Raw genomic sequence first — 26,721 nt, forward strand, 5'->3', positions numbered from 1 at the left:
TCCCCTGATTTTTTTTAAAGTGTTCTGCCCTAAATCGTATAATTATGTAATGTTTCTTGTTTTAGCCTAACCATATATCAAATCCCTTTAAAAGAAATCTTTTTCACTTTGATTTGATCAAAAAAAACCCTGCATCCGACAACTGGCGTCTGATGCAGGGTTTTTATATAAAGCAGGATTATTTAAACAGTGAAATCATCACCCAGATAAACTTTTCTCACGGTCTCATTCGCCAGAATTTCTTCTGGTGTGCCTTCAGCAAGCAATGCGCCTTCACTGACAATATAAGCATGCTCACAAATCGCCAGCGTTTCACGCACGTTATGATCGGTAATCAGCACCCCAATTCCGCGATCTTTCAAGTTCGTAATAATATCCTTAATATCTCCAACCGAAATCGGATCGACACCGGCAAAAGGCTCATCGAGTAGCATAAATTTTGGGTCAGCCGCAAGTGCACGCGCAATCTCAGCACGACGTCGTTCCCCACCAGATACGCTCATGCCCAAAGAATCTTTGATATGGGTGATTTTAAAGTCTGCCAATAGCTCCGCCAGACGTTGCTGACGTTGTGCCTTGGTCATATCTTTACGGGTTTCCAGAATCGCCATAATATTTTCTGAAATCGTCAGTTTTCGGAAAATCGAAGCTTCCTGCGGCAAATAACCAATTCCCTTACGCGCCCGTTCATGCATTGCGAGGTCGGAAAGATCCAGATCATCGAGATAGATTTCTCCCTTATCCATCCGCACCAGACCAACCACCATATAAAAACTGGTGGTTTTACCGGCACCATTTGGTCCCAGTAACCCAACAATCTGGCCACTCTCCATGCTGAACGACACATCTTTCACTACCCAGCGTTTATTATAATTTTTCGCCAGATGCTTAATGGTTAAGGTTTGAACCTGCTGCGATTGCTCCATTAATCACGCGCTCCCGGGAAGGATGTTGAACTAGATGGTGGAATCACGATTTGTACGCGGCCAGATGATGAACCGGTTTTATTTGGTGTTCCGGTAGCTTCGATATCGCCTTTGTTCATGCTGTATTTTAAAGTCGCACCACGAATACTGGCACCATCCTGTTGCAGGAAGGCATTACCGGACAAGGTAATAATCCCGGTTTCAGCATTATAGACAATTTTCTGCGCCTGACCTTTGGCAAGACCTTTGGCCGGATCCACTTTTTGCTGGAACTGTGCCGGGCTGCCTGTCGCCGTAATCAGGCTGATCTGGCGCTTATTGTTCAGATTGGCCACAATCGAATTGGCTTGTAGCTTCATGGTGCCCTGTTCAATGATGACGTTGCCCGAATACGTCGTCACACCCGTCCGCTCATTGAAAGTTGCCCGGTCAGCCAGCAAGGTAATTGGCTGGTTACGGTCAGATGGCAGTGCAAAAGCAGCGATTGAACCGAGTCCAACCACAGTCGCCAGCGTCATACGCTTCAGGAAAGTGTGCATCATTTTGGCTTTAGGAGTTTGGTTCATACTTTCCTCGAATATTAAAGAATTCGTATTGACCATCATTAAGATTGGCTTTAAGACCCTGGCTGACGAATTCAGCCTGTGGAGATTCCACAATCACTGTCTTGTCTGTTTCAATTTCACGTGTTTTCGGAAAAGCGGTCAGTTCTTCAGTACGAAACCGCATTTTCCCATTTTGCATGATTTTGGTGGCGAGCACTTCTTGAGAGAGTACAACTTTTGTATTGTCATCATAACCATGCGCCATTTTGGCAAAGAAAGTCGCATCGACTTTACCATTGTCATAAGTCGATGCTCGCAGATTTTCCAGCTTTGAGGTTTCTAGCTGCAGGTTCTGCTCGAGTCGGTCCACTTGGGCACGAACCGACACCTGACCTGCTTCATCCGTCTGGGTTAAGTTAATATTTTGAGCGGAATAGGTCATGCTGCGCGCAGAGTCTGCCTGCAACTTGTTGCCCTTGCCGCTGTAATAGTAATAACCACCACTTATTGCGGCAATAATCACAGCCGTAATATATAAAACTTTAGTATCCATAAGCGGTGTACTTAATCCAAAAGATATGACTTATTAATAAGGCGCACGAGTATATTTTTCAAGTAACTCTTGGTACATGCCTTTGGACATTAACAACATATCGCAGATTTCACGCACCGCACCACGTCCACCCTGTGCCTGAGTCACGAGATCGGCACGGCGGCGAACTTCGACATGACCATTAGGTACGGTCACTTTCATGCCGGCAATGGCGAACGCAGACAGATCAGGCCAGTCATCGCCCATATACAGGCAATCTTCAGGATCAATGTTAAGCTGTGCACAGGCTTCACGAAGTGCTGTACCTTTGTCTTCACGGCCCTGATAGACCAGATCAACACCCAGATCCGACATACGCTTTTCTACGATATTGCTTTTACGTCCGGTGATAATAATCACCTTGATTCCTGCTTGTTGAACCAGTTTCATGCCCAGACCATCACGAATATCAAAGGATTTGATCTCATCGCCAGTATTGGTCAGCGTTACAAAGCCATCACTTAAAATACCATCTACATCAAGCACCAGTGCTGCAATATGACGTGCCTGCTCTAATAATACATAAGATGCCATTTATTAATTTACCCCAGCCTGAATCAGGTCATGCATACTAATCACGCCAATGACTTTATTGGCATCATCAACAACTACAAATTGATTAATTTTATGTTCATTCATACGTTCCAGTGCGACCACTGCACGTGCTTCCTGAGAAATGGTCAACGGATTTTTGGTCATCACGTCCTGAATAGCCAGATTGACATCAAAACCTTGCTGCTTATCAATCAAGCGACGCAAGTCACCATCGGTAAAAATCCCCAGCAACACATCATTTTCATCGACGACTGTGGTTAAGCCCAAGCGCTTGTTGGAAATTTCGTACAATACTTTATTCATGGCGGTATCTGGCGAGACTTTAGGTAAATCTGCGCCAGTACGCATCAGATGCTTCACGTGCAATAACAGACGCTTACCCAGCGCACCTGCAGGATGTGAGCGTGCAAAATCATCTGAGGTAAAGCCGCGAGCGTCCAGTAAAGCCACCGCCAAAGCATCACCCAAAGCCAATGTTGCCGTCGTTGACGATGTCGGCGCTAAACCCAGTGGACAGGCTTCTTGGATATTACCCAACGTCAAAGCTACATCAGCATTTTGTGGCATTGGACCACGATCATCACCACTGATGGTAATCAGCGGAATTTCCAGATGTTTGATGAGTGGCATCAACATCATGATTTCATCACTCTTGCCCGAGTTTGAAATCGCAATCAGCACATCACCAGCCACTAACATACCCAAGTCGCCATGACCGGCTTCACCTGGATGCATAAAGAATGAGGGAGTTCCGGTCGAAGCAAAGGTCGCCGCCATTTTACGGCCAATATGACCTGACTTGCCCATTCCGGTAATCACCAGACGGCCAGTACACTGTAAAATAATTTCACATGCCCGGCTAAACCGGTTATCAATCTGTGTTGCTAAAATCTGTAGTGCATTTTCTTCGATGCGCAGTGTTTCAAGTGCGACTTTCTGGAAATCTAGTTGATTCGCTGTTTTCTGTGAATTCAAAGCCTGTTTACCTACGCTAAGGACAGAGAAAAACTCTGGTTTGATGGGCATAATTTTCGCAATTTTAGCATAGCTATGCAATTGTAAGCTTTCTAAATGTAGAAGATTCGACGGATTTTTAATATATTCAGATTGTATTTAACTTGCACAATCTGGTATCTCCGCCTCTACATTCACTCCATTTTTAAAGCGGTTATATGCGCTTGTTTTTATTTTTATAGAAACACGCTTACGCTATCCAAAATAAGTTTGGGTCAAATCAGACCAGACTCATTCAAATATAATTCCATCAGACTGGCAAACACTGCCTCTGAAAATGTAAGCTCAATATTCGCTATTTCACTTCCTGAACCCCTTCTTTATAAATCACTCTCGTTGCCTAACTCCCCTAAATAACTGAGGCTTTTTACGCTTTTATCTTTATGAATAATTATGCTTAGGTTAAGATGATTCATCCTTTTATTTGAAGTCTTTTGAACAGCTATGCAACCATTTGTTCTATATAACTCAGAGCAACGCAAAAAAGTAGAATTCGTACCTCGTGTTGAAGGTCAAATTGATCTGTATGTCTGTGGTATGACGGTTTATGACTACTGTCATATTGGACATGCACGTACAGTGGTTGCATTTGACTATATTATCCGTTTCCTGCGTAGCCAAGGCTGGAAAGTCAAATATGTGCGTAATATTACGGATATTGACGACAAAATTATTAAACGTGCCAATGAAAATGGCGAAAGTATCTCAGAATTAACAGGTCGCTTTATTGATGCGATGAATGAAGACTTTGCCAAACTGGGCTGTCTTGCGCCTGATGCAGCACCTAAAGCAACAGATTACATCGATCAAATGCAAGCAATGATCGGCAACCTGGTCGACAAAGGTACGGCTTATCCTTCCAATAATGGCGATGTCTACTTTGAGGTCGAGAAATTCGCCAAATACGGTCGTCTATCTGGCCGTAAACTAGAAGATATGCAAGCGGGTGCGTCTGAACGTGTCGATGTCGAAGTAGAAAAGAAACACCCGTTTGACTTTGTACTGTGGAAACATGCCAAGGAAAATGAGCCATCATGGGCATCACCGTGGGGTAATGGCCGTCCAGGCTGGCACATCGAATGTTCCGCAATGTCGACCTGCTGCCTAGGCAATCATTTCGATATTCATGGCGGTGGTGCTGATTTAACCTTCCCGCATCATGAAAATGAAATTGCACAATCTGAAGCATCTACTGGCGAACAGTATGTCAATTACTGGATGCATGCCGGATTTATTAATGTCGATGGCGAGAAAATGTCGAAGTCTTTAGGCAATTTCTTCACTATTCGCGACGTGATTGAAAAATTCCATCCGGAAGTGGTGCGTTATTTCATTGTTTCTTCCCATTATCGTAGCCCGGTGAATTACTCGGATGTTGCTTTAAAAGAAGCAAAAAATACCTTATCTCGTTTCTATCACTCGTTTAAAACCTATCAGGCGGTTTATGGTGATCATCTGATTGAAACTCTGGATGAGGCTTTGGTTGAGCGTTTCAATGCCGCTATGCGTGATGATTTCAATACGCCTGAAGCGATTGCGGTATTGTTCGAAATCAATAAAGAGCTGAATCGTACCGTGAAAGAAGAAAATGCGGAACAGGCAGCGATCTACTACGCAACTTTACGTCACCTGACCAATATTCTCGGTCTAGTACAGCAAAATGTAGATGAGTTCCTCAAATCTGACATTGGTCAAGAAGCTCTAGGATTGTCACCTGAACAAATTGAAGATTTGATTCAACAGCGTCAGGATGCCAAGAAAGCCAAAGAGTTCGCACGTGCGGATGAGATTCGTCAATCTTTACTTGATCAAGGCGTGGTACTTGAGGATACTCGTCAAGGTACAGTTTGGCGTCGTGCTGATTAATTAATCAAACAGATTTATAGGGAGTTGACACTGCTGTGGAATTCTCTATAATTCACCTCATTGCGGGAATAGCTCAGTTGGTAGAGCATAACCTTGCCAAGGTTGGGGTCGGGAGTTCGAGTCTCCTTTCCCGCTCCAGAATACGAAAAACCCTTATCGAAAGATAAGGGTTTTTTTATTGTGTTTGAAAAAAATTTATTAATAAAATGTATATCTCAAATCACTTATTCATCCTCTTTTACCCTGACAATTTTTTTGGGTTATTCATGACAAAGTGCTATTGTGGATAAACTTTAAAACTTTCAATCCCTTTCATAACGATATCGTTTCATGACTTATAAATTGAATGCTCGTCATCTTGTTTTAGACTTACTCTACGCTTCTAAGAACTCAACCTTGACTATTAAGCGGATATTAGCTGCTGCTGAATTATTGGGTATATCTGACAATGGTATCCGTGTAGCTGTGGCTCGATTAAATCAGGAAAATTTCATTCAAGCTGTGGAACGCGGCGTGTATCAATTGCTAGAGAAAAAATTCGATACTTCTTTTATCAGCTTAAAGAAACACCCTGATATGCAAACGGCGACCACATGGAACGGAAAATATGTATTGGTCTATACCGGCACTTTGGGACGTGTAGACCGTACCGCCTTATATAAAAGAGAAAAAGCGCTGCGTTATTATGGTTTTCAGGAACTAGAGCAAAATGTTTTTATTCGTCCCGATAATTTAACGCTAAACCTAAGTCCATTAAAAACAGCTGTAATCCAGTTTGGATTAGATCCTGACGCACGTTTTTTCCAAGTCAGTCAACTGGAAAGTGAAACCGAAGTTCGTGATTTATGGGATATCGAAGCGCTACATCAGACCTATCATGCAGTACAGCATGCTATCAACGACTGGTTTGAGAATTACCAGAATCTGACTTTAGCAGAGGCTGCAAAAAGTGCCTTTTATCTAGGTAAATCTGCCCTATTTAGTTTGCGTGCTGACCCCTTACTTCCTGCAGAATGGATAGACACAGATGCTCGACAACAATTTGAGCTCGCAGTCCGCAAAATAGAAAAACAGGGTCAACTTTTATGGCAACACTATTTTAAAGACCAAGGGGTCTAATTTATTTCTTTTTTATACACAAAAATGAATTGACTGTAATATTTCATCCAAATATATTGAATAAAGCAATAAGAACTAAATATAGGCAGAAGAATGAACAGAAAGGTCAGTGTCACAGAACTTTTTAGTCGTGACGAAATTAAAGAACTCACCACGACCTCAGACTTACACGGTGCCTGGGCAGTAGGTTCAACCTGGACCGTAATTGTCATGACCTTTGGTACGGTTGCCTATAGCTGGGAATATTTACCTACATGGGGAAAAATCCTGATATGTGCATTGGCATTGGCTATTCTTGCTGGACGCCAGCTTGCGATGGCTATTTTGATGCATGATGCCTCGCACCATAGCCTGTTCAAAACCAAATGGTTAAATACCCATCTGACTGATTGGCTCTGTGCACGCCCGATCTGGAATGATGTCAGCAAATACCGTCCTTATCACCTGAAACATCATGCTAAAACCTCGCAGCCAGATGATCCTGACTTGGGGTTGGTAAAAAACTTTCCCATTACGCAAAGCTCACTATTCAGGAAATTCTTCCGTGACCTGAATGGGCAATCGGGGCTTAAATTTCTCGCTGGTCGAGTATTAATGGATCTGGAATTGCTGGAATGGAGTGTTTCCAATGACCCCAAGCCAATTCCGCATGGTGATCGCAGCAATTTAGAGTTAGCGAAAAACTTGCTTAAAAATAGTTCTGGTATGTTAATTTCAAATGCAGCAATTTTTTCTGCTCTGTGGGCCAGCGGCCATCCTAAAATGTATTTATTATGGCCTCTCGCCTATATCACTCCATTTCCTTTGTTCATCCGCATCCGCGCTATGGCTGAGCATGCGGGCCTAGAAACCAGTCATTTCGCCCTTAGCAATACCCGCACCACCCGTGCAGACTGGCTGGCACGTGCTTTTGTAGCCCCAATTCATGTGAACTATCATATTGAACATCATTTGATGGCCTCTGTTCCGCATCAAAAGCTGGCGAAAATGCATCAGATGTTAAGGGAGCGTCAGTATGTCGATGCTCCGCCAAGTTATCTGGATGTGATTCGCTCACTTTTAAAAAAATAAAAAATATTTCTGCGGTTGAGACTATTCAATTTCAATGTGGATGGCTTTCGGCATGTGAATGCGGATGTGAGGATTGTCCCCGATGTTCTAGTGGGCAGTCTTCCGCTTCGATCTGCAAGGTCATCTCGGTAATATGATGCTCATGGTGGAGCATCTCAAAGGTCTGATGCCGCAGTTTCTGATAATCCACATTCGGCGCAACCAGATGCACAGTCAGCATGACTTTTTTGGAGGTAATTGCCCAAACCTTGAGCTGATGAATGTCCTGAACCCCTTCGAGCGCCAAAAGATCGTGGCGTAATTTTTCAATATCAATTTCATCCGGCACACCTTCAAGCAGAATATTGATGCTCTGTTTCAGCAAAATCCAGGTTCTTGGCAACACCCAAAATCCGATCAATACCGCAATCAGCGTATCCACCCACATCCAGCCAGTCAAATAAATCACCAGCGCCCCAATGATCACCCCGACTGATCCCAGTGCATCACTGAGCACTTCCAGATAAGCGCCTTTGACATTGAGACTTTCTTGACTGCTAGACACCAGAATTTTCATGGAAATCAGGTTAATGAACAGCCCCAAGGTTGCCACGATCATCATGCCCAAGCTCTGGATTTCTGGCGGATAACTCAAACGCTGATAAGCTTCAAACAAAATATAAATCGCAACCACAAACAGCATCACGGCATTAAACAGGGCAGCCAAAATCTCAAAGCGCTGATAACCAAATGTCCGTTTATTGTCTGCCGGTTTTTGCCCAATTTTGATAGCGACTAAAGCGATAGCCAGTGCAGCAGCATCGGTAAACATATGCGCAGCATCAGAAAGTAGGGCCAAACTTTGAGTCAGAAAACCAGCAATCACTTCCACAATTAAAAAAGTCGTGGTTAATGCCAACGCTATTGATAATTTTTTGGCATTTTTTGCAGTCACGGCGACATGACTATGTTCATGATGATGTGAATTCCCCACCGGCCACTCCTTCCTTCTTATTCAATGAGGATTATATCCTCTGTATCTTTCAAGTTTTATTCTGATTCATATTACGCTTGAATTTTATCTATTTAAGAAGGTTTTTTTATGAACTGTTTTATCAGTCGGCATTGGATTAAAGTTTTAGCTTTTTCATGTTCTGCAAGCCAGGCTTGTACCGAAGCACACTTAAAATTACGCTCGACATATTCTATTATTTTCACAGGAAGTTTCACCTGATGGCTCAGCAAACGATGCAACATAAAGGCCAGATCAAAGTCTGCAATGGACCAGTGTTCAGTCAACCATATGTCCTCCAGCATATATTCTGCCACATTCACCAAGCGCTGAATTTCTTCAGTGATCGGAGCTGTAAGAGGTGTAGATATTTTTGGTGGATGAAATACCGAATCGGAAGGCATTTGCTGGCGGATTTGCATAAAATCGGTTTTGACCAAGGCTTGTATAGCGCGGCATTTGGCTCTGGCCTGAATTTCCTTAGGATATAAGGCCGGATAACTTGGAGCCGGAAAGGTATCTTCCAAGTATTCAGTGATTGCCCATGATTCAAACAGGCTAAAGTTATCTACTATTAAACACGGAACTTTAGCACTTGGACAAATAGCCTGATAAGCCGCAGATTTCTGTTGCTGCTGATCTAAATCAATCACGATTTCCTGAAAATCTAAACCCTTTTCTTTTAAGGCAACATAAACCGACATGGCATAGGGGCTGATTCTGTTTTTATCGACATATAAACGTATATTTTGCATATCCTTGATCCTGATGGTCTTGTTATTTTTATTCAGTACGGCAGCCTTACTCTACTCCCTTTCCTATATAAAAGGAAAAATGAACTGCTTCATGTAGCGATCACACGAAAATGTTTACACAGTTGCCGATAGCGCAGCGATGTTCATTATTTTCTATTTTGCACATGATGTGGGGCATAAAGCCTTTTATTTTGCTTTTGATTCACGTTAAATTAAATCATTCTCTTGATATCAAAAAACTATGCTGAACTTAGCCCACCTCTCCGATACCGTGTATGCCATTCAACATTTGGCTTTTGAAGACTTAGGTGCTTGGGAAGATATTTTTTATCAGCTCGGCTTACGTGTGCGTTATTTCGAAGCTGGCATCGATGATCTTACCAAGGCTTTTAAACATCCTGGATTAACAATTATTCTCGGTGGCCCGATTGCAGTCTATGAAACTGAGGATTACCCTTTCTTACAACAAGAAATAGACTTACTTAAAGTTCGACTGGAAAAGAATTTACCGACTTTAGGCATCTGTTTAGGTGCGCAGTTAATTGCTGCTGCATTGAATGCTAAAGTCTATCCCGGAGATGTGAAGGAAATTGGCTGGTCTAAACTCAGTCTTGCTTCTATTGAAAACAATCCACTAAAAGCTCTGGAGGATATTGACGTCCTGCATTGGCATGGTGATACCTTTGACCTACCTGAACAGGTAGAATTACTGGCCAGCTCTGATCTTTATCCAAATCAGGCCTTTCGGGTAGGACAGAATATTCTAGCACTACAATTCCATGCTGAAGTGGCCAGTGAAAGTTTAGAGAAATGGCTGATTGGACATACCTGTGAGTTACGCAAAGCCCAGATCAATATCCCTGCCTTGCGGGCGGATCATCAAAGCTATGCGCCCGCGCTTGAACAGGCAGCCAGTTCGGTATTGATGCATTATTTAGAAAACCTGCAACTTAAATAACCGTAATAAAAAAGCACCCAACTGGGTGCTTTTTTATTTGTCATTTTTACTTTTTCGGAGCAGGTACAGAAGCCTCGGTAGTAATGTTCACTGTAATTTTATCGCCCACATTTGGAACATAACCGCCTACCCCAAAGGCTGAACGGTTAAATGAAGTGGTTGCATTGAAACCAATCGTTTGTAATTTTGTCATTGGGTGCACGCCTTGTTTATTTAAAACTGCGTCCAGTACCACAGGTTTAGTGACATCTTTTACGGTTAAGTTACCGGTGATTTTGTATTTGTTTTTGCCTAAAGCCTGAACTTTAGTACTTTTAAAAGTGATATTCGGATATTTGGCAGCATCAAAAAATTCTGCTGTCTTAATATGGTCATCCAGCGCTTTCACATTCGTATTAATGCTTGCAACCGGGATATTCACATTGACCGAAGAATTCGCAGGTTTTACATTATCAACATTAATCGTACCCTGGATGTCCCTGAAGTTTGCAGATGGTGTAGAGAAACCAAAGTGGCTCCAAGAGAACACCGTTGCTGAATGAGTCGGGTCAATCGTATAGGCCACTGGTTTTGCCATAGAAACTGTTGCTACAGATGCGACCGCCAAGCCTAATGCTAATGTTTTGAAATTCATGTTTTTATCTCACGTTTTGGATGTTATTAAGTGTATAGAATCTGGAACCGTTTACAGCCCTAAAGATAAAACGTTTTGTTGCAGTGATGAAACGATAAAATTGTAAGTTATTTTTTTTAATTTTTGAGCTTTAATCCATACGGTACTGGATGAATCCAGTTTTCTTGGCGACTTTGTTATACAACGCTTGTGCCTGATGATTTGATTCCTGAGTCAGCCAGTAAACCCGGTCGCAATTACGCTGCTGTGCAACCTGATAGACATGTTGAATCAACTTACGCGCCACACCCTTTCCCCGATAGTCAGGATGGGTAAATAGATCCTGCAAATAGGCATAAGGTCTTACTGTCCAGCTACTATTATGTTCGATAACATGCACAATCCCCACAACCTTTCCATCCATCAGCGCCGCAAAACCGTACATTGAATCTAATTCATAATTGGTTAATTTATCCCAGGAATTTTCACTTACCTCTTCAGAAATTTGCGTCTGATAAAAGCGTTGATAGTCTTGCCATAAAAATAGCCATTCTGCCTGTGATATTTGCTCTAAAGATTTGATCTGGATCTGGGGCTGTATATTCATGTTTAACCGCTTCTTTGGCTTATTTCTTTAATTTAAGTCATTTCGATAGTAGTCGCTGAATTTTTATAGCGGCCTAAACTTAGCTTTATCTCATCTGGTGCTCATAAGCAACCTGTCAGATGAAAATCATCCGGCATAAAAAAAGCCCCAATCAGGGACTTTTCATGCTTTATGTTTAAAGTTTTTCAACCAGAATACGATCAACCTGTTTTAGGCCAGTCGTCTTTTCATGATTTTTACGACGCACTTTAATGACCTTTTCTTCGGCTAATTCTTGCAGCATTAAATCAACTGCAACCATCGCTTCAAGAGCTAACTCCTGTCCGATCCACTTGAGTTCGCCTGCATCCATTAAAATAATTTCATCGTTAATTTGTTCATACAAGCTCATGTTCATCTCACTCTTTCATTTCGACTATGGGAGAACTTTCTAACGATTGCCACATGAAAACAACGCTAAAAAGCGAAAAAATAAAAGACGCCCCAAAAATGGAGCGTCTTTTAAAAAACTGCTTAATCAGTTGATTATGCAGTAATCTCTTTTATAGCTGCTACAACTGCTTCAGTAGTAATACCGAAGAACTGGAACAGATCTTTTGCAGGTGCAGATTCGCCATACGTTGTCATACCGATTACGCGACCATCAAGACCCACAAATTTCCACCAGTAATCAACATGTGCAGCCTCAACAGCAACACGTGCACGAATATTTGATGGAAGAACCGCTTCACGATAAGCTGCATCTTGCTTCATGAATTCTTCAGCACATGGCATAGACACGACACGCACGCCTTCAAGCTGTGCATAAGCTTCCATTGCCAGAGATACTTCAGAACCAGTTGCAATGATGATGGCTTTCAATTCGCCTTTTTCTTCAGCCAATACATAGCCACCTTTCGCAGCGTTCTCAATTTGAGCTTGAGTACGGGTTTGGAATGGCAAGTTCTGACGAGAGAAGATCAATGCGGTTGGACCTTCAGCACGCGTTAATGCAGATTTCCAAGAAATTGCTGCTTCAACGGTGTCACATGGGCGCCATGTATTTAGGTTTGGTGTACCACGAAGGGATGCGATCTGCTCAACAGGTTGATGCGTTGGGCCATCTTCACCCAGACCAATTGAGTCATGCGTATACACATGGATCACGCGCTGTTTCATTAATGCAGACATACGTACCGCATTACGTGCATACTCCATAAACATCAGGAATGTTGCTACATAAGGGATGAACCCGCCATGCAGTGCAACACCATTCGCGATTGCAGTCATACCGAATTCACGTACGCCATAGTGTACGTAGTTACCTGCCGGATTGTCCTGTACGCCTTGCGCGCCTTTCCAAAGGGTCAGGTTAGAACCTGCAAGGTCCGCAGAACCACCTAGAACTTCTGGCAATAATGGAACAAGTGCTTGCAATGCATTTTGGCTCGCTTTACGCGTTGCGATCGTTTCAGCTTTGGCATTCACTTCTGCAATATAAGCATCCGCTTTTGCAACGAAGTCAGCCGGTAATTCACCAGATAAACGACGTTTAAGCTCAGCTGCTTCAGTTGGATATTTTGCAGCATAAGCAGCAAATGTTTCGTTCCAAGCTGCTTCTGATTCAGCACCTTTAGCTTTCGCATCCCAAGCTGCGTAAACATCTTCAGGAATTACAAATGCTTCATCAGTCCAGCCTAGTGCTTCACGAGTCAAGACGATTTCGTCATGACCGAGTGGTGCACCATGACTGTCTTCTTTACCTTGCTTGTTTGGTGAACCCAGACCAATCACAGTTTTACAAATAATGATGGTTGGTTTAGCAGTTTCAGCTTTAGCTTCTAAAGTTGCCTGACGGATTGCATCTGCATCGTGGCCATCAACTTTAATCACTTGCCAGCCGTATGCCAGGAAACGTTGTTCTGTATCGTCAGAGAACCAGCCTTCCACTTCGCCATCAATCGAGATGCCATTGTCATCATAGTAAGCAATCAGTTTGCCTAGACCCAATGTTCCTGCCAAAGAACATGCTTCGTGAGAAACACCTTCCATCAAACAGCCATCGCCAAGGAAGCAGTAAGTGAAGTGATCTACAACTTGGATATCGTCTTTGTTAAATTGTGCAGCTAGGGTTTTTTCAGCCAGTGCAAAACCAACAGCATTCGCGATGCCTTGACCTAAAGGACCAGTCGTCGTTTCAATCCCTGGTGCATAACCCAATTCCGGGTGGCCAGGTGTTTTAGAATGAAGTTGACGGAATGCTTTTAGATCTTCAATCGAAAGATCGTAGCCCGTTAAATGAAGAAGCGCATATTGAAGCATAGAGCCATGGCCATTTGACAATACAAAACGGTCACGGTTTGCCCAATTCGGGTTGGTCGGGTTGTGGTTCATGAATTCACGCCAAACCACATCAGCGATATCTGCCATCCCCATTGGAGCACCTGGATGTCCTGAGTTTGCTTTTTGCACAGCATCCATTGCCAATACACGAATTGCGTTTGCAATACGACGTTCATTAAGCGGGGTTGTCATAAATCAGAGTCCAAAATATTCAGAAATAGGAAATGATGAAAAGACTTTCAAAACTGCTGTCTATTGTCTTAAAAAAACAGCGAGGGGTAAAGACTAACCAACAATATTTATCAGTTTATTGAGTGTCTCTTGCCTTATCGTACAATTATTCCACATTTCTTCTTCGGCTTTGATTCGCTCTACTGGTTTACAGATTGAATTATCCTGCATTTCAAAAGCGACTTTAATTTCTGTATCTGGATTTCAAGCTGATAAACAGGATTGAATTTATGCTGATTTTGTTTCTATTTCATATGTCTCACACCATTATTTTTAAAGAAAATTCATACAATTCTCTGATCTATTCATAATGTAATTTGTATTAAATTTTATAAAATATTGGCAGGATTGTTTGATATACAGGTGAAATCTAATTTGCTTAGGCTAATTTCCAACCTCGGCAGACTTATTGCCCTTGACAATCTTTAGGCAAATAGCGCTGCTGAATATCAGTGGAATAACATTTGTGACTATGAACATCAAAAGCAACCGATTTCCCGCGAATGGCCATATCGACTCCCTGCTCTCGTATCTTGAACTCTATCCGGCAAGCGGCATTAATAATGACTTTTTCGATATATTGACCATGCCCACCAATCTGGCGTCCGGCATCACAGTGCTGATCCGAAGCAATAAACTGGGTTCGATATGCTCCAGCCTGTTCAAACACTTCAGCCAATTGATTACGCACGACATAAGCTTGATAACTCATAAAAGCCATCGTCACTAAAATCGCGATAATGATGAGCACGATCAGCACTTCAATCAGGGTAAATGCCTTTTGATACATGATTTCTGATCTCCTTACAGTCTTGCTCCAAGAAGTCCATAGCAAAAGATGTCGCCATTCCTAACCAGCTAATGTGGAAGACTTAGCGCTAATATGAAGACACGCTTGAACATCGACAAGACAGTTGGTCGCAAGGCGCACAACCTGAATCTGCTTTATTGATGTAATGATCACTTGCTTAAGTAAATTTTGAATTTTGAGCTTTGTATTTTTTCTATCATCTATTTTTTTAAGATTTAATCGGAAATCTAAGCATTTAATTTTATGACAGTCTGATGGATTAAAATATTGTTGCTTCATATTCCTCAATCAATAATGCTGTCTAAATAGATATATCAATTTTTTTAATTCTATTAATCAATTAAAAACACAATAATTTGAAACAATTTCGACCAATTTTGTCGTGTTAAGCTAGTCCTAGAGCGCAACTCGATGTAACATATCGGGTCTTTAAAATTAACTGTGATAGGACTATGCGCGAGTACGCTGTATTTACTTCGGAATCTGTAAGCGAAGGCCATCCAGATAAAATGGCTGACCAAATCAGTGACGCTATTTTGGATGCAATCTTAAAAGAAGACCCATATGCACGGGTTGCTTGTGAAACGCTTGTAAAAACAGGTGCGGTTGTACTTGCCGGTGAAATCACAACGACAGCAAATGTTGATTTTGAGGCAATTGTACGTCATACCGTAAACGGAATTGGTTATCACCATTCTGATCTTGGTTTTGATGGTTCAACCTGTGCCGTGATCAACATGATTGGTAAACAGTCACCTGAAATTGCTCAGGGTGTAGACCGCCAGAAACCTGAAGATCAGGGTGCCGGCGACCAAGGTTTAATGTTCGGTTATGCAAGCCGCGAAACTGATGTATTAATGCCTGCACCGATTTCATATGCGCATCGCTTAATGGAAAAGCAGGCTGAATTACGCCGTAATGGCACCTTGCCATGGTTACGCCCAGATGCAAAAAGTCAGGTAACTTTTGCTTATGAAAATGGCGTACCAGTTCGTTTAGATGCAGTCGTTCTTTCAACTCAACATGATCCTGAAATCACTCAAGCAAACCTGAAAGAGGCTGTGATTGAAGAAATCGTGAAGAAAATCATTCCTGCTGACATGTTCCATGCAGACACCAAATTCCACATCAACCCAACGGGTATGTTTGTGATCGGTGGTCCTGTAGGTGACTGTGGTTTGACTGGCCGTAAAATTATCGTAGATACCTACGGCGGTATGGCACGTCACGGCGGTGGTGCTTTCTCTGGTAAAGATCCATCTAAAGTTGACCGCTCTGCTGCGTATGCAGGTCGTTATGTGGCGAAAAACATCGTTGCTGCTGGCTTGGCTGACAAGTGTGAAATTCAGGTGTCTTATGCAATTGGTGTTGCTGAGCCAACTTCAATTTCAATCAATACCTTCAATACTGCAAAAGTCTCTGAAGAATTGATTATTGCACTGGTTCGTGAACATTTCGACTTACGTCCATATGGCATTACCCGTATGCTTGACCTGATCCAGCCGATGTATAAGCAAACTGCTGCTTATGGTCACTTCGGTCGTGAAGGTTCTGATACTGCCTTTACCTGGGAAAAAACTGACAAAGTGGAAGCGCTTAAAGCCTCTGCTGGTCTATAAGTTTTTCTTAAAAAAAGCCTGCATCATGCAGGCTTTTTTTATGTCTTTTATTTTTTCATTTTTAGAATTATCTCTAGGTCCTGATGACAAATATTTAAATGCCAAGCTTCATACTATAACCTGCCTTTAGAATGATACTTTTGAAACTCCCCTCTCTTTGAATATCGCTATTCCATGAAACTTAAAATAACTTCAGACTAAGCCATTACAGTATAAGTATCGAAAAAAGTTACAGTTAATCAACAAATGTTGATCTATTTGCTAGCATAAATCTAAATAAATGGCTGCTAAATTATATTGCAGCTCTACAACAACAAAAGGATATTACTCGATGAATAAATTACTAATTGCTTTAGGTTTGGCGACCACTGTTGCCTTAGTCGGCTGTAGTAAAGAAGAAGCGCCTGAAACTGGTGCAACCACAGGTGAGCATTTAGAAAATGCAGCCAATCAAGCCGGTCATGATATGGAAGATGCCAGCCGTGAGGCTGCGGTAGAAACCGAACGAGCAATGGATAATGCCGCAGAAAATACTGCTCAGGCAGCGGACGAAGCAGCTGCTGCAACGTCTAGAGCAGCAGATGCCACTGCGGAAGCAGCACGTAAAGCAACTGCAGCAACTGCTGCGGCAGTTGAAGAAGGTGCCGGAGAAGTTCGGGAAAAAGCTGAAAACTGATTTTAGCATTCAGTTTGACGTTTAAAAGCCTGCGATTGCAGGCTTTTTTTATCAGAGATGATTTTAAATAGCGAATGATCTAAATTGAAATTGCATTAATTCTTGATGGGATCATTTTTTATCTAAATGAGTCGAAAAAATCAGATAAACTGATAAAACTTATCAAGTATTAGAATGACTTAATTGTGATTCACTCGGCAAAACGGGCTGCATTTAAACTGAAATTCAGTAGAATACCAGCCTTTATTTTTAAGAATTTAATCTCCCATGTCAGTCATTGTTGCTGCTTCCCAACGGTCGAATATTTCGGTCTGGGCAGCTTTTATCTTGCTTATCATAGGTACAATCGGTGCCTATCAAATCGTAGGCTTAAATCAGGCTCTATTATTCTTGATTGGTGGTGCACTGGGCATGACCCTGTACCATGCTTCATTTGGTTTTACTTCGAGCTGGCGTGTCTTTATCAAGGAACGTCGCGGCCGTGGTTTACGTGCACAAATGATTATGCTCGCTCTGGCGGTCCTGCTGTTTTTCCCGGCTTTAGGTGCAGGTGAATTATTCGGCAACCCAGTTAAAGGTAACGTTAATCCTGTTTCCATGTCAGTCATGATTGGTGCCTTTATTTTCGGTATCGGCATGCAACTTGGTGGCGGCTGTGCATCAGGTACGTTGTATACTGTAGGTGGCGGTAGCGCACGTATGCTGGTGACGCTCTTGTTCTTCTGTATCGGGTCTGTGATTGCGACCTCGCACCTTGACTGGTGGTTTGCCCTGCCACATCTTGAACCGATTTCACTGGTAGAAAGTTTAGGCGTTCTCCCTGGATTACTGTTGAGCTTTATCGTTTTTGCCATCATTGCTGCAGCAACAGTTTATTTCGAAAAGAAACGTCATGGCAGCCTGGAAATTGAGCCACGCAGTGAATATCAGGGCTGGAAGCGCTTTGTTCGTGGTCCATGGCCTTTGATTTGGGGCGGTATTATTCTGACCTTGCTCAACTTTGCTACGCTGGCACTCGCAGGTCGTCCTTGGGGCGTAACCTCTGCGCTGGCAGTTTGGGGTGCCAAAGGTGCTACGCTTGTGGGTGTTGATGTAGCTTCTTGGGATTATTGGCAAAAAGCAGGCAATGCCAAAGCACTGGCAGAATCATTATGGTTTGATATTACCTCAATGATGAACTTCGGTATCATGCTGGGTGCTTTGTTGGCAGCAAGTCTGGCAGGTAAATTTGCGCCGAATTTCAATATTCCAAAACGTTCACTGATTGCTGCTGTTATAGGTGGCATAATGCTGGGCTATGGCGCACGCCTGGCCTACGGTTGTAATATCGGTGCATATTTCAGTGGAATTGCGTCGGGTAGTCTGCATGGCTGGTTATGGCTGGTCTTCGCTTTTATTGGTAATGGGATCGGGGTAAAACTTCGTCCGATTTTCTTCCCGAATGAAAAACCGCAGCCTGAAAAACCAACCGGTTGCTAATGATTAAAATCAAAAAAAGCCCATCAATTTGATGGGCTTTTTTTGATTCAGATTTTACAGTGCGGCTTTTAAATTACAGCCATAACCCATGGTCTGCTGGACCTGACGATAAGTCGTATAACGATCCAGAATAAAGGTATAAAAATGATCAGCGTCAGAGAAATTGGCTTTTAAATTTTCATTCTTGGCATTAGGCAGTTTAATGTCATCGACCAGTTCCAGATTGTAATGTCCCAAACGGTACATATCGGAAAAATAACTATTCATCATATTGCAATAGGCGATTTTACTGGGTTTTAATGCAGTACTGCTGACAAGATGCTGGTTCAAGCTTTGCAGATTATTGATATCTAAAGGAAACTGGTGCGCGAAAGCAATGCTTTCGACTTTCTTAAATTTCTGAAAGTCTTGGGCTAACTGGACATTGAGTGCATCAAAACGTTGCTGCAGTTCCTCTGCAGTCTGAACCTGATATTTGACTGGATCTACGACCGGTTTTTGTGGTTGTTCCGAACATGCAGTTAATCCAGTGAGCAGCGCTAATGACGTTAGCCATACCTTCATGTTTATACACTCAATTTAAATATACCAACACTTATTATGCCTGAAAGCAGTTTGATGTACTGTTTAAAGTATTTTCTCATTCATATAACGCCAGTAGCGCTTTGGCACATATTGAATATGCAATTTCATGTTCTTGCGCGCCTGAATATTCACACTGTTGAAATAATCTTTCCAGAGCTGATCATATAGCAGCTCTTGATCATCCAGTTCAATACTGAATGACTGACTATGACCAATCCGGATTTGTGGATCAATTATTTCAGCGTTCATCTCGACCTGATGCATTTGCCTTAAATCATAATAAATACCGTAATTACGCTGCTCATCATAAATCAGCCAGCTTTGATCCTGATAACGCTCCTGAAAATGTCGGGAAATAATCGGCAAGACATTAAAGTCCGGTCTGACCAGACTCAGAAACAAACCATCTTTGGCTTTTTTAAAGCGTACAAAAGCCTCCATACGATGCTTTTCCCGCCCCACTTGCTTGGCCCATTGCGACATGCCGATCACCGCAGCATGACCATAATCTTTATCGACTGGACGCTGGTTTTGAAAGACATAGACTGCAAAATCAAAAAGAGTCTGGAACGCTGCTTCCTGCTCTGACAAAAACGTATAGTAAAAAGCACGCAAACTGCTGGAAGATACTTTCTGCTTTAATCCCTGCCACACCCGCTGCCCATGCTGATCATTAGAGGCCACATGGATAAATTCATCAAATAAACCTGTTTGTGCTTGAGGATTGGCCGTCACTATCACGTTAAATTCTTTAAACTCGAAAGCACGAAATACACAACTGAGCAGACCAGTCATGCTGCCATCAAAACAGTAACTTGCCACTAGAAACCCAATCCTAATTGAGGTGAAAGTTGCTGCTGATATTTGGATTGTCCTGACATCAAAATTTGCTGGCGAATCTGATGGGACTGCTGATCTTTCTTAAATTTCGGTGTATCTGCACAGCGGATAAAATGCTGCGCCCGGTTATAAGCCACGCCCATGCGTTTTAGCTGGTCAATATGAATCTGTCCAAAACGGCGGGCCTGTACAATTTTCTGGGCAGAACGTACACCTATACCGGGTACCCGTAGAATCATTTTATAGTCGGCACGGTTAATATCGACTGGAAAGGCTTCAGGATGACGCAAGGCCCAACTGAGTTTGGGATCAATATCCAGCTCCAGATTCGGATGCTGCTCATCGACAATTTCATCAGCAGCAAAGCCATAAAAACGCATCAGCCAGTCGGATTGATACAGGCGGTTTTCTCTTAATAATGGCGGTGCTGAGCCGATGGCGGGTAAGGCTTTATCTTCAGGATTAATCGGGATATAACCAGAGAAATACACTCGCTTCAGCTTAAATTCCTTGTAATGCCGGTCAGCCATCAAAATAATATCCTGATCGGTTTCACTATGCGCGCCCACCACCATTTGTGTAGTTTGTCCGGCAGGTACAAATTTTGGAACGGACTTGATCAGCTTGCGTTCATCTTTGAGCTGGATCAACCGGTCACGCACAATGCCTAAGTCTTTTTGTACTTCGGCATGGGTTTTCTCAGGCGCAAATTTTTGCAGTCCCGCTTCCGTTGGCATTTCCAGATTAATACTCATACGGTCGACATACAGCCCGGCTTCGGTAATGATCTCCTGTGATGCACCCGGAATAGTTTTCAGATGGATATAGCCATTAAAGTTTTCTTCGAGTCTAAGTTTTTTGACTACCTGCAGCATCCGTTCCATGGTGTGATCGGCCGATTTAAAAATCCCCGAACTGAGAAACAGCCCTTCAATATAATTACGCCGATAAAAGTTCATGGTCAGATCGACGACTTCCTGCACGGTAAATGCCGCACGCTGAACGTCATTGGAACGGCGCGAAACACAATAGGAACAGTCAAAAATACAGACATTAGAGAACAAAATTTTCAATAAGGACACACAGCGGCCATCTTCGGTATAGCTATGACAAATGCCATTCCCGGTATTGCCTACACCCTTGTCTTTATTTTTACGGTTGCTACCGCTGGATGAGCACGACACATCATACTTGGCAGCATCGGCTAAAATTTGCAGTTTTTCACGGATACGATCAGACATGAGCTCAAAGAATATTTGACCAAAAAGCTATTATAAAGCGTTCAATTCTAGGCTAATAAAAGTTCTATCTTCTTGGCGACGTAGCGTGTCGCAAGAAATGTAAATAACACGTAACCCATGCTGCAGTATTTCAAAATAAAATAACCAATATGATTTGCTTAATTTTGTGCTCAAAGGCAAAGTAAAAGCATAACAAGGAGCAAATCTATGTCTTTATTAGAAAATCTCGGAATTAAACACCCTATTTTCTTGGCACCGATGGCAGGTGTCTCTACACCTGAGCTTGCTGCCGAAGTGTCCAATCAGGGTGGTTTGGGTTCACTGGGTCTGGGGGCCAGTAGTATCGAGGCTGCACGACAACAGATTTTAAAGACCCAGGAGCTAACAGATTGCCCTTTTCAGGTCAATTTTTTCTGTCATGAAAGTGTACCTCTAGATGAAGCTGTAGCGCAGGCATGGATCGCCCAGTTTAAAGATAAATTTGCCGAATATGGCGCTCAGGCACCGGATCATTTGGAGTGTATTTATCCGAGTTTTAAAGATAATGACGACTTCCTGAATCTGGTATTGGAAACCAAACCACGGGCTGTCAGCTTTCATTTTGGGATTCCACATCCGCATCAGATTCAAGCCCTCAAACAGGCCGGGATTCTGACCATGGTATCTGCAACTAATTATGCCGAAGCCAAAGCCATTGAAGCAGCCGGAATTGATATCATTATTGCGCAAGGTATTGAAGCTGGTGGCCATCGCGGGATTTTCTCGACCAAGTTTGATGCATCAGTTAAAACCTCGAATCTGGTGAAGCTGATCAAACAGCATTCTTCCCTTCCGATTGTAGCGGCTGGCGGGATTATGACCGGTGAACAAGCACGTCAAATGATGGATTTCGGTGCAGATGCCGTGCAACTTGGGACTGCATTTGTGCAATGCAAATCCTCCAATGCCAACGAGGCTTATCGTAAAGCACTATTTTCAAAGCCACTCACTCAAGTGAGTGCCAGTATTTCCGGTCGTCCTGCACGCGGCATCATTAACCACTGGCATATTGAGGTGGATACACCCGATCGGCTGGATGTTCCAGCTTATCCATATACTTATGATCTGGCCAAGCAATTGCATGCGGCTGCCGCCAAACATGGAGATCAAGGTTATGGCGCATTCTGGGCAGGTTCAAATGTGGCGCAGATTCGTGAAATGGAAGCTTCCGATCTGATTAACCAGCTCATACTGGAAATGAAGCATCTTTAATACTTGAATCATAAAAAAACCTCTCCACATGGAGAGGTTTTTAATTTATCTAGAATTAGCGTGTGACACGATGCCATGCATCTTTAACCGCGAATTTCGCTTCTTCCCAATTGAGGCGTGATTCACCTTTCAATTGTTCCCACTTGGTACGCAGTTCAGGTTCGGCATGATCAAAATCCGTATCATGCTCATACATCGGACGGTTTTCATAACCGATACGATAAGCGCCACGATAATCACGATCATAATCTAGATCGCTATATGTGCTACGCGTTTCATTGAAATACGGGCGATTATGATACTCATCTCTCCAGTAATTATCTTCTGCTCTCAAATGATCTGGATGTCGATAGTTATCTGCCTCAGGAAAGTTCTCTGGGTGCTGGTAATTATCTGCCTGTTTCTCATGATCAGGTGTTGCAATGTCATTACCTGCAATACCGCCAACAACACCACCGATAATACCACCCACCACTGCACCTGGAGGGCCACCTACCAGACCTGCAACTGCGCCTACCGCAGCTCCACCCAAAGTACCGGCACTGGTCGCAGCCAGATTATCTTCACCTTCATTCATGTCTGGAACACGAGGATTATCTTTCACGGGTGTATTCAAATCTGGACGTGCATTAGTATCAGTCGGATTGATATTCAGGCCTTCACTGCGTTCTTGTGGCAATTCCGTTGACGTTTTATGGCTAAACTCTGTGACTGGACGATTGGTATTTGTCATTACAGATCTCCCTCAATGATGACGATAAACAAGATGGATCACATCTGGTTTATATCTGGATAGGTTCATCATAGAGGAAGCTTGAGTAAGCAATGTCCAAGTCCTGTCCAGTTTAAGTGAACAAACTGTGCTGCTATGTATTAGACAGCCTGAAGTGTAAAAAAAATGCAAAAATCAGCCTGCTCAAGATAAAAAAGGTAGGGATTTCACACAAAAAATATTACATGATTCGCTGAATTTTGCCCGTCATTACTTGGTTTCCAGTAAATTCACCTGCTCGACCTGTACATCAGTCATGGTTAAACCATGTTCTAGCAGTGCATTAAAATAATCTTCTACCACACGATACTGGTCAGCGGTATTTTCTACCTGATACATGCTTTGACGAAACTCGTTACTGGAACGCAGTCCTTTGGTGTACCAGGCAATATGTTTACGGGAAATTCGGCAGCCGGAATACTCGCCGTAAAATTCGTATAACTCTGTCAAATGTCCCAATAGAACATCTTTAACTTCTGTAATACTTGGTGCGTCAAGATGTTGACCAGTTTTTAAATAATGGGCAATTTCACGAAAAATCCAGGGGCGACCTTGTGCTGCACGACCAATCATAATTGCGTCTGCACCGGTATGATCCAGCACGTATTTGGCTTTTTCCGGACTGTCGATATCACCGTTGGCAATCACAGGAATCTTCAACATTTCCTTTACGTCTTTGATTAAAGAATAACGCGCGGTATTCAGGTACATATCTTCACGGGTACGGCCATGTAAAGCTAGCGCTGCAATTCCGGCTTGTTCAGCACGTTTAGCGACACGCATAATATTTTCCTGACCGTTCAAATAACCAAGACGGGTTTTTAAGGTCACTGGCACATCAACTGCAGCCACAACTGCATCCAGAATACGCGCAACTAGATCTTCATCCTGCAATAAAGCAGAACCGGCGAGTCGGTTACAGACCTTTTTGGCTGGGCAGCCCATATTAATATCAACAATTTGCGCACCATTGGCCACCTGATAACGTGCCGCTTCAGCCAGATCATGGGGATCTGAACCAGCAATCTGCGCTGAAATCGGTGCCAGCTCTCCATCAAAATTGGCACGATATAAGCTCTTTTTACTCATGCGCAAAGTTTTGTCAGATGTCATCATTTCACTGACCGCATGGCCTGCACCAAAGTATTTGCACAAGGTTCTAAACGGACGATCGGTCACACCTGCCATGGGAGCGACAATCAAATTGTTTGACAGTTGATATGGACCAATATACATATAAATTCATCACTTTTTTGATGGGCATAGTATACTGCATCTGCCTTATTCGCTCATCTTTTCAATTAATTTACGACACCATGAATAAAACTTTCGCTTCTTGTTTTTCTTTTAAGTCATTGTCTGTACTTGTACTTTCTCTGGGTCTTGCCGGTTGTGGCAATGGTTCATGGTGGTCAAAAGATGATGAACCGACACTTGAAGTTGAACATATTCGTAAAGCCATTCCTGGTCGGGTGAATCAACGTGAGTCTTGGGCACAAGATATTTATGACATTACCGAACAGCTCGGCATTCCTCAGACCAAGGAAAATGTTTGTACGATTGTGGCAGTGGTTGATCAGGAATCTAACTTTGTTGCAGATCCTACTGTTCCGGGTTTGGGTGAAAAGGCGGTTAAGGAAGTCCAAGGTCGCCTTGATGAAAAATTCAAAGATAAGCTTGGTCAAGCAATTGGTGGAACAGTTGCAGGATATTTCCAGGAAGTTCTCAAGAACCATCCGAGTCCTGAAGACAACTACTTAAGCCAGATGCGCCGGGTCAAAACGGAACGTGAACTCGACGAATTATATCGTGAAATATTCGATTATATGGCGAAGCACTATCATGTTAGCGCTCTGACTGGTGCTGCCAAACTGGTCGGCCAGAATATTGGCGAGAAAATGAATCCGATTACCACCTTGGGTTCAATGCAGGTACATATCAGCTATGCGAAAGAACATAAACGCCAAGGCGGCAATATCGCGGAGTTACGTACTGATCTCTACAGTCAATATGGCGGTCTGTATTATGGGATTCATCGCCTGATGATGTATCCGGCAGATTATGACAAGCCGATTTACCGTTTTGCGGACTATAATTCCGGTATGTATTCCAGTCGAAATGCTGCTTTCCAGAGCATGTTGAATGATTTAACTGAGGCCGAACTCGATCTGGATGGCGATTTATTACTCTACACCAAAGATGGCGCGATGCGTTCGCAGAAGAGTCAATCTGAGCGTGAGTTAATCAGTGTTTTTGCCAAAAATAATTTTATTATTACTGAACGTCAAATCCGAGCTGATTTAAAGAAAGAAAAAGACAAAGACTTTGAAGATACGATGACTTATCGTGGTGTCAGCAAGCTCTATCAGGAAAAAACGGGTAAAGATCCTATCTATGCTATCATGCCTGAAGTGGTCATTTCCGGGCCAAAATTGAGTCGTGATTATAATACCAACTGGTTTGCTACCCGTGTCGATGGTCGATATCAAACATGCATGCGCAAAATCAAGAATCTAAAACTCTAGCCTTATTTGATTTTGATGGCACCCTGTATCTGCATGATAGCTTTACCGGGTTCATTTTTTATGCCTTGAGAAAACGGCATATTGTGAAACGCGGCCTACAAATTTTGCCGTGGATTCAGGCTTATTATTTAAAACTCTACCCTGCACACCGCATGCGTCCCAAGTTGTATGCCAGCATGTTTAAAGACAGTGATGCCGATGAGATTCTGCAATTGGCTCAAGACTATGCACAACAATTGATGCTTAAGTTAAATCCGAAATTATTAGAGCAGCTTAGACAACATCAAGAATTAAGCCATGAAGTGGTACTAGTTTCCGCATCTCTGGATTTATATTTAAAACCGGTCTGCAGCTATTTAAATATCGATTTAATCTGTAGTGAAGTTGAAATCAAAGCTGGGAAATTGACAGGGTGTTATCAAACTCCTGACTGTAGTAACACACAAAAGAAAATTAGAATTCTAGAAAAATATAATCTGGATAATTATGCTGAAATTTATGCTTATGGGAATAGCAAGGAAGATATAGAAATGCTCAGTCTGGCGCAGCAAAGCTATTTTGAGGGTCAAGATCAACAGCTTCCAAAAATTAATATTTCAGCTCATTCGATGCCATATTAGTCCTTTCCATTCTATCGGGTTAACCTACTAAACACCTTTAGACAACGCTATAAATGGCAGATTAACTTTTTTACTTTATGCCTTGAAATCATCTTAAATAGCTTCGTAATCAGGATTTTTACTTCCTGAAGTATTCG

Annotated in this window: 28 protein-coding genes and 1 tRNA gene; 11 read left to right on the forward strand and 18 right to left on the reverse strand. The window is 42.6% G+C overall.

The features are described 5' to 3' along the window. Positions 1 to 182 precede the first annotated feature (182 nt). Genes lptB through MTX11_RS08950 form a run of 5 tightly spaced genes read right to left on the reverse strand, consistent with a single transcriptional unit; the run spans position 183 to position 3,644 of the window. Entirely contained in the window at positions 183 to 926 is a 744-nt protein-coding gene (gene lptB, locus MTX11_RS08930; RefSeq protein WP_005107230.1) for an LPS export ABC transporter ATP-binding protein, read from the reverse strand. Beyond that, positions 926 to 1,492, reverse strand: coding sequence for a lipopolysaccharide transport periplasmic protein LptA (lptA, locus tag MTX11_RS08935; RefSeq protein ID WP_004646679.1), 567 nt, complete (start codon positions 1,490 to 1,492; stop codon positions 926 to 928). The genes lptB and lptA overlap by 1 nt, the downstream gene beginning before the upstream one ends. Next, positions 1,476 to 2,024, reverse strand: a complete 549-nt coding sequence (gene lptC / locus MTX11_RS08940; protein WP_005246677.1) for an LPS export ABC transporter periplasmic protein LptC — start codon at positions 2,022 to 2,024, stop codon at positions 1,476 to 1,478. Before lptC ends, lptA begins: the two co-directional genes overlap by 17 nt. A 33-nt stretch (positions 2,025 to 2,057) precedes the next feature. Then, the gene (locus tag MTX11_RS08945; RefSeq protein ID WP_004279958.1) at positions 2,058 to 2,597 is read right to left on the reverse strand and encodes a KdsC family phosphatase; all 540 of its coding nucleotides are present in this window, start codon (positions 2,595 to 2,597) and stop codon (positions 2,058 to 2,060) included. Positions 2,598 to 2,600: 3 nt separating this feature from the next. Beyond that, a complete protein-coding gene (locus MTX11_RS08950; RefSeq protein WP_228305177.1) occupies positions 2,601 to 3,644 on the reverse strand; it encodes a KpsF/GutQ family sugar-phosphate isomerase in 1,044 nt (347 codons plus the stop codon). A gap of 432 nt (positions 3,645 to 4,076) precedes the next feature. Between MTX11_RS08950 and cysS the strand changes: the two genes are divergently transcribed. From cysS to MTX11_RS08970, 4 genes are all read left to right on the forward strand, one after another. Beyond that, positions 4,077 to 5,498 (forward strand): cysteine--tRNA ligase, encoded by a 1,422-nt coding sequence (gene cysS, locus MTX11_RS08955; protein WP_222112103.1) that lies wholly within the window; start codon positions 4,077 to 4,079, stop codon positions 5,496 to 5,498. 62 nt (positions 5,499 to 5,560) lie between these two features. Continuing rightward, positions 5,561 to 5,636 (forward strand) — tRNA-Gly (locus tag MTX11_RS08960). A 192-nt stretch (positions 5,637 to 5,828) separates the two neighbouring features. After that, positions 5,829 to 6,617 (forward strand): hypothetical protein, encoded by a 789-nt coding sequence (locus tag MTX11_RS08965; RefSeq protein WP_243474919.1) that lies wholly within the window; start codon positions 5,829 to 5,831, stop codon positions 6,615 to 6,617. Positions 6,618 to 6,710: 93 nt separating this feature from the next. After that, positions 6,711 to 7,688 carry a fatty acid desaturase family protein gene (locus tag MTX11_RS08970; RefSeq protein WP_243474920.1) on the forward strand — a complete coding sequence of 326 codons (978 nt, stop codon included), beginning with the start codon at positions 6,711 to 6,713 and terminating at the stop codon, positions 7,686 to 7,688. A 31-nt stretch (positions 7,689 to 7,719) separates the two neighbouring features. On the opposite strand, the gene MTX11_RS08975 is transcribed toward MTX11_RS08970, so the two are convergent. Continuing rightward, on the reverse strand, positions 7,720 to 8,661 hold the full coding sequence (locus MTX11_RS08975; RefSeq protein ID WP_243474921.1) for a cation diffusion facilitator family transporter: 942 nt from the start codon (positions 8,659 to 8,661) through the stop codon (positions 7,720 to 7,722). Positions 8,662 to 8,753: 92 nt separating this feature from the next. After that, positions 8,754 to 9,434: a glutathione transferase gene (yfcF, locus tag MTX11_RS08980; RefSeq protein WP_243474922.1), complete on the reverse strand. Its 681-nt coding sequence runs from the start codon at positions 9,432 to 9,434 to the stop codon at positions 8,754 to 8,756. A 241-nt stretch (positions 9,435 to 9,675) separates the two neighbouring features. Between yfcF and MTX11_RS08985 the strand changes: the two genes are divergently transcribed. Continuing rightward, positions 9,676 to 10,392, forward strand: coding sequence for a glutamine amidotransferase (locus MTX11_RS08985; protein ID WP_243474923.1), 717 nt, complete (start codon positions 9,676 to 9,678; stop codon positions 10,390 to 10,392). Between the two features lie 46 nt (positions 10,393 to 10,438). Here MTX11_RS08985 and MTX11_RS08990 read toward each other — a convergent pair whose 3' ends face one another. The 6 genes from MTX11_RS08990 to MTX11_RS09015 form a co-directional block, all read right to left on the reverse strand. Beyond that, positions 10,439 to 11,026: a YceI family protein gene (locus tag MTX11_RS08990; protein ID WP_243474924.1), complete on the reverse strand. Its 588-nt coding sequence runs from the start codon at positions 11,024 to 11,026 to the stop codon at positions 10,439 to 10,441. A gap of 130 nt (positions 11,027 to 11,156) precedes the next feature. Continuing rightward, positions 11,157 to 11,612, reverse strand: coding sequence for a GNAT family N-acetyltransferase (locus MTX11_RS08995; RefSeq protein ID WP_243474925.1), 456 nt, complete (start codon positions 11,610 to 11,612; stop codon positions 11,157 to 11,159). A 175-nt stretch (positions 11,613 to 11,787) separates the two neighbouring features. Next, the gene (locus MTX11_RS09000; RefSeq protein ID WP_005246695.1) at positions 11,788 to 12,003 is read right to left on the reverse strand and encodes a hypothetical protein; all 216 of its coding nucleotides are present in this window, start codon (positions 12,001 to 12,003) and stop codon (positions 11,788 to 11,790) included. 134 nt (positions 12,004 to 12,137) lie between these two features. Further along, the gene (gene tkt / locus MTX11_RS09005) at positions 12,138 to 14,126 is read right to left on the reverse strand and encodes a transketolase (RefSeq protein WP_243474926.1); all 1,989 of its coding nucleotides are present in this window, start codon (positions 14,124 to 14,126) and stop codon (positions 12,138 to 12,140) included. A 445-nt stretch (positions 14,127 to 14,571) separates the two neighbouring features. Beyond that, complete coding sequence (locus MTX11_RS09010; protein ID WP_243474927.1) at positions 14,572 to 14,955, reverse strand: prepilin-type N-terminal cleavage/methylation domain-containing protein; 384 nt, start codon at positions 14,953 to 14,955, stop codon at positions 14,572 to 14,574. A 60-nt stretch (positions 14,956 to 15,015) separates the two neighbouring features. Next, entirely contained in the window at positions 15,016 to 15,255 is a 240-nt protein-coding gene (locus MTX11_RS09015) for a hypothetical protein (RefSeq protein WP_243474928.1), read from the reverse strand. Positions 15,256 to 15,428: 173 nt separating this feature from the next. Between MTX11_RS09015 and metK the strand changes: the two genes are divergently transcribed. The 3 genes from metK to MTX11_RS09030 all read left to right on the forward strand — a co-directional run bounded on the left by metK (position 15,429) and on the right by MTX11_RS09030 (position 18,750). Then, positions 15,429 to 16,595, forward strand: a complete 1,167-nt coding sequence (gene metK, locus MTX11_RS09020) for a methionine adenosyltransferase (protein WP_004646663.1) — start codon at positions 15,429 to 15,431, stop codon at positions 16,593 to 16,595. Positions 16,596 to 16,926: 331 nt separating this feature from the next. Then, positions 16,927 to 17,271 (forward strand): hypothetical protein, encoded by a 345-nt coding sequence (locus MTX11_RS09025; protein WP_005104359.1) that lies wholly within the window; start codon positions 16,927 to 16,929, stop codon positions 17,269 to 17,271. 267 nt (positions 17,272 to 17,538) lie between these two features. Continuing rightward, a complete protein-coding gene (locus MTX11_RS09030; RefSeq protein ID WP_243474929.1) occupies positions 17,539 to 18,750 on the forward strand; it encodes a YeeE/YedE family protein in 1,212 nt (403 codons plus the stop codon). Positions 18,751 to 18,804: 54 nt separating this feature from the next. Here MTX11_RS09030 and MTX11_RS09035 read toward each other — a convergent pair whose 3' ends face one another. The 3 genes from MTX11_RS09035 to MTX11_RS09045 all read right to left on the reverse strand — a co-directional run bounded on the left by MTX11_RS09035 (position 18,805) and on the right by MTX11_RS09045 (position 21,416). Beyond that, positions 18,805 to 19,314 (reverse strand): hypothetical protein, encoded by a 510-nt coding sequence (locus MTX11_RS09035; protein WP_243474930.1) that lies wholly within the window; start codon positions 19,312 to 19,314, stop codon positions 18,805 to 18,807. Between the two features lie 63 nt (positions 19,315 to 19,377). Then, positions 19,378 to 20,157, reverse strand: a complete 780-nt coding sequence (locus MTX11_RS09040; RefSeq protein WP_243474931.1) for a TIGR03915 family putative DNA repair protein — start codon at positions 20,155 to 20,157, stop codon at positions 19,378 to 19,380. Continuing rightward, positions 20,157 to 21,416: a putative DNA modification/repair radical SAM protein gene (locus MTX11_RS09045; RefSeq protein WP_005104366.1), complete on the reverse strand. Its 1,260-nt coding sequence runs from the start codon at positions 21,414 to 21,416 to the stop codon at positions 20,157 to 20,159. Before MTX11_RS09045 ends, MTX11_RS09040 begins: the two co-directional genes overlap by 1 nt. A 207-nt stretch (positions 21,417 to 21,623) precedes the next feature. On the opposite strand from MTX11_RS09045, the gene MTX11_RS09050 reads away from it, so the two are divergent. Further along, a complete protein-coding gene (locus tag MTX11_RS09050) occupies positions 21,624 to 22,667 on the forward strand; it encodes an NAD(P)H-dependent flavin oxidoreductase (RefSeq protein ID WP_243474932.1) in 1,044 nt (347 codons plus the stop codon). Between the two features lie 55 nt (positions 22,668 to 22,722). Here MTX11_RS09050 and MTX11_RS09055 read toward each other — a convergent pair whose 3' ends face one another. Both MTX11_RS09055 and dusB read right to left on the reverse strand, forming a co-directional pair. After that, positions 22,723 to 23,400, reverse strand: coding sequence for a hypothetical protein (locus MTX11_RS09055; RefSeq protein ID WP_243474933.1), 678 nt, complete (start codon positions 23,398 to 23,400; stop codon positions 22,723 to 22,725). A 249-nt stretch (positions 23,401 to 23,649) separates the two neighbouring features. Beyond that, on the reverse strand, positions 23,650 to 24,675 hold the full coding sequence (gene dusB / locus MTX11_RS09060; protein WP_243474934.1) for a tRNA dihydrouridine synthase DusB: 1,026 nt from the start codon (positions 24,673 to 24,675) through the stop codon (positions 23,650 to 23,652). An 80-nt stretch (positions 24,676 to 24,755) separates the two neighbouring features. On the opposite strand from dusB, the gene MTX11_RS09065 reads away from it, so the two are divergent. Both MTX11_RS09065 and MTX11_RS09070 read left to right on the forward strand, forming a co-directional pair. Beyond that, positions 24,756 to 25,964 (forward strand): DUF1615 family protein, encoded by a 1,209-nt coding sequence (locus tag MTX11_RS09065; RefSeq protein WP_243474935.1) that lies wholly within the window; start codon positions 24,756 to 24,758, stop codon positions 25,962 to 25,964. Further along, complete coding sequence (locus MTX11_RS09070) at positions 25,931 to 26,584, forward strand: HAD family hydrolase (RefSeq protein WP_243474936.1); 654 nt, start codon at positions 25,931 to 25,933, stop codon at positions 26,582 to 26,584. Before MTX11_RS09065 ends, MTX11_RS09070 begins: the two co-directional genes overlap by 34 nt. Positions 26,585 to 26,721 lie beyond the last annotated feature (137 nt).

This window comes from Acinetobacter lwoffii, assembly GCF_022809915.1.
Taxonomy (GTDB): domain Bacteria; phylum Pseudomonadota; class Gammaproteobacteria; order Pseudomonadales; family Moraxellaceae; genus Acinetobacter; species Acinetobacter lwoffii_M.

Excerpts from the sequence above, each read along its gene's own strand:
- lptB (WP_005107230.1), bottom strand. The coding sequence starts at position 926 with ATGGAGCAATCGCAGCAGGTTCAAACCTTAACCATTAAGCATCTGGCG.
- lptA (WP_004646679.1), bottom strand. The coding sequence starts at position 1,492 with ATGAACCAAACTCCTAAAGCCAAAATGATGCACACTTTCCTGAAGCGT.
- lptC (WP_005246677.1), bottom strand. The coding sequence starts at position 2,024 with ATGGATACTAAAGTTTTATATATTACGGCTGTGATTATTGCCGCAATA.
- MTX11_RS08945 (WP_004279958.1), bottom strand. The coding sequence starts at position 2,597 with ATGGCATCTTATGTATTATTAGAGCAGGCACGTCATATTGCAGCACTG.
- MTX11_RS08950 (WP_228305177.1), bottom strand. The coding sequence starts at position 3,644 with ATGCCCATCAAACCAGAGTTTTTCTCTGTCCTTAGCGTAGGTAAACAG.
- cysS (WP_222112103.1), top strand. The coding sequence starts at position 4,077 with ATGCAACCATTTGTTCTATATAACTCAGAGCAACGCAAAAAAGTAGAA.
- MTX11_RS08965 (WP_243474919.1), top strand. The coding sequence starts at position 5,829 with ATGACTTATAAATTGAATGCTCGTCATCTTGTTTTAGACTTACTCTAC.
- MTX11_RS08970 (WP_243474920.1), top strand. The coding sequence starts at position 6,711 with ATGAACAGAAAGGTCAGTGTCACAGAACTTTTTAGTCGTGACGAAATT.
- yfcF (WP_243474922.1), bottom strand. The coding sequence starts at position 9,434 with ATGCAAAATATACGTTTATATGTCGATAAAAACAGAATCAGCCCCTAT.
- MTX11_RS08985 (WP_243474923.1), top strand. The coding sequence starts at position 9,676 with ATGCTGAACTTAGCCCACCTCTCCGATACCGTGTATGCCATTCAACAT.
- MTX11_RS08990 (WP_243474924.1), bottom strand. The coding sequence starts at position 11,026 with ATGAATTTCAAAACATTAGCATTAGGCTTGGCGGTCGCATCTGTAGCA.
- MTX11_RS08995 (WP_243474925.1), bottom strand. The coding sequence starts at position 11,612 with ATGAATATACAGCCCCAGATCCAGATCAAATCTTTAGAGCAAATATCA.
- MTX11_RS09000 (WP_005246695.1), bottom strand. The coding sequence starts at position 12,003 with ATGAGCTTGTATGAACAAATTAACGATGAAATTATTTTAATGGATGCA.
- tkt (WP_243474926.1), bottom strand. The coding sequence starts at position 14,126 with ATGACAACCCCGCTTAATGAACGTCGTATTGCAAACGCAATTCGTGTA.
- MTX11_RS09010 (WP_243474927.1), bottom strand. The coding sequence starts at position 14,955 with ATGTATCAAAAGGCATTTACCCTGATTGAAGTGCTGATCGTGCTCATC.
- MTX11_RS09015 (WP_243474928.1), bottom strand. The coding sequence starts at position 15,255 with ATGAAGCAACAATATTTTAATCCATCAGACTGTCATAAAATTAAATGC.
- metK (WP_004646663.1), top strand. The coding sequence starts at position 15,429 with ATGCGCGAGTACGCTGTATTTACTTCGGAATCTGTAAGCGAAGGCCAT.
- MTX11_RS09025 (WP_005104359.1), top strand. The coding sequence starts at position 16,927 with ATGAATAAATTACTAATTGCTTTAGGTTTGGCGACCACTGTTGCCTTA.
- MTX11_RS09030 (WP_243474929.1), top strand. The coding sequence starts at position 17,539 with ATGTCAGTCATTGTTGCTGCTTCCCAACGGTCGAATATTTCGGTCTGG.
- MTX11_RS09035 (WP_243474930.1), bottom strand. The coding sequence starts at position 19,314 with ATGAAGGTATGGCTAACGTCATTAGCGCTGCTCACTGGATTAACTGCA.
- MTX11_RS09045 (WP_005104366.1), bottom strand. The coding sequence starts at position 21,416 with ATGTCTGATCGTATCCGTGAAAAACTGCAAATTTTAGCCGATGCTGCC.
- MTX11_RS09050 (WP_243474932.1), top strand. The coding sequence starts at position 21,624 with ATGTCTTTATTAGAAAATCTCGGAATTAAACACCCTATTTTCTTGGCA.
- MTX11_RS09055 (WP_243474933.1), bottom strand. The coding sequence starts at position 23,400 with ATGACAAATACCAATCGTCCAGTCACAGAGTTTAGCCATAAAACGTCA.
- dusB (WP_243474934.1), bottom strand. The coding sequence starts at position 24,675 with ATGTATATTGGTCCATATCAACTGTCAAACAATTTGATTGTCGCTCCC.
- MTX11_RS09065 (WP_243474935.1), top strand. The coding sequence starts at position 24,756 with ATGAATAAAACTTTCGCTTCTTGTTTTTCTTTTAAGTCATTGTCTGTA.
- MTX11_RS09070 (WP_243474936.1), top strand. The coding sequence starts at position 25,931 with ATGCATGCGCAAAATCAAGAATCTAAAACTCTAGCCTTATTTGATTTT.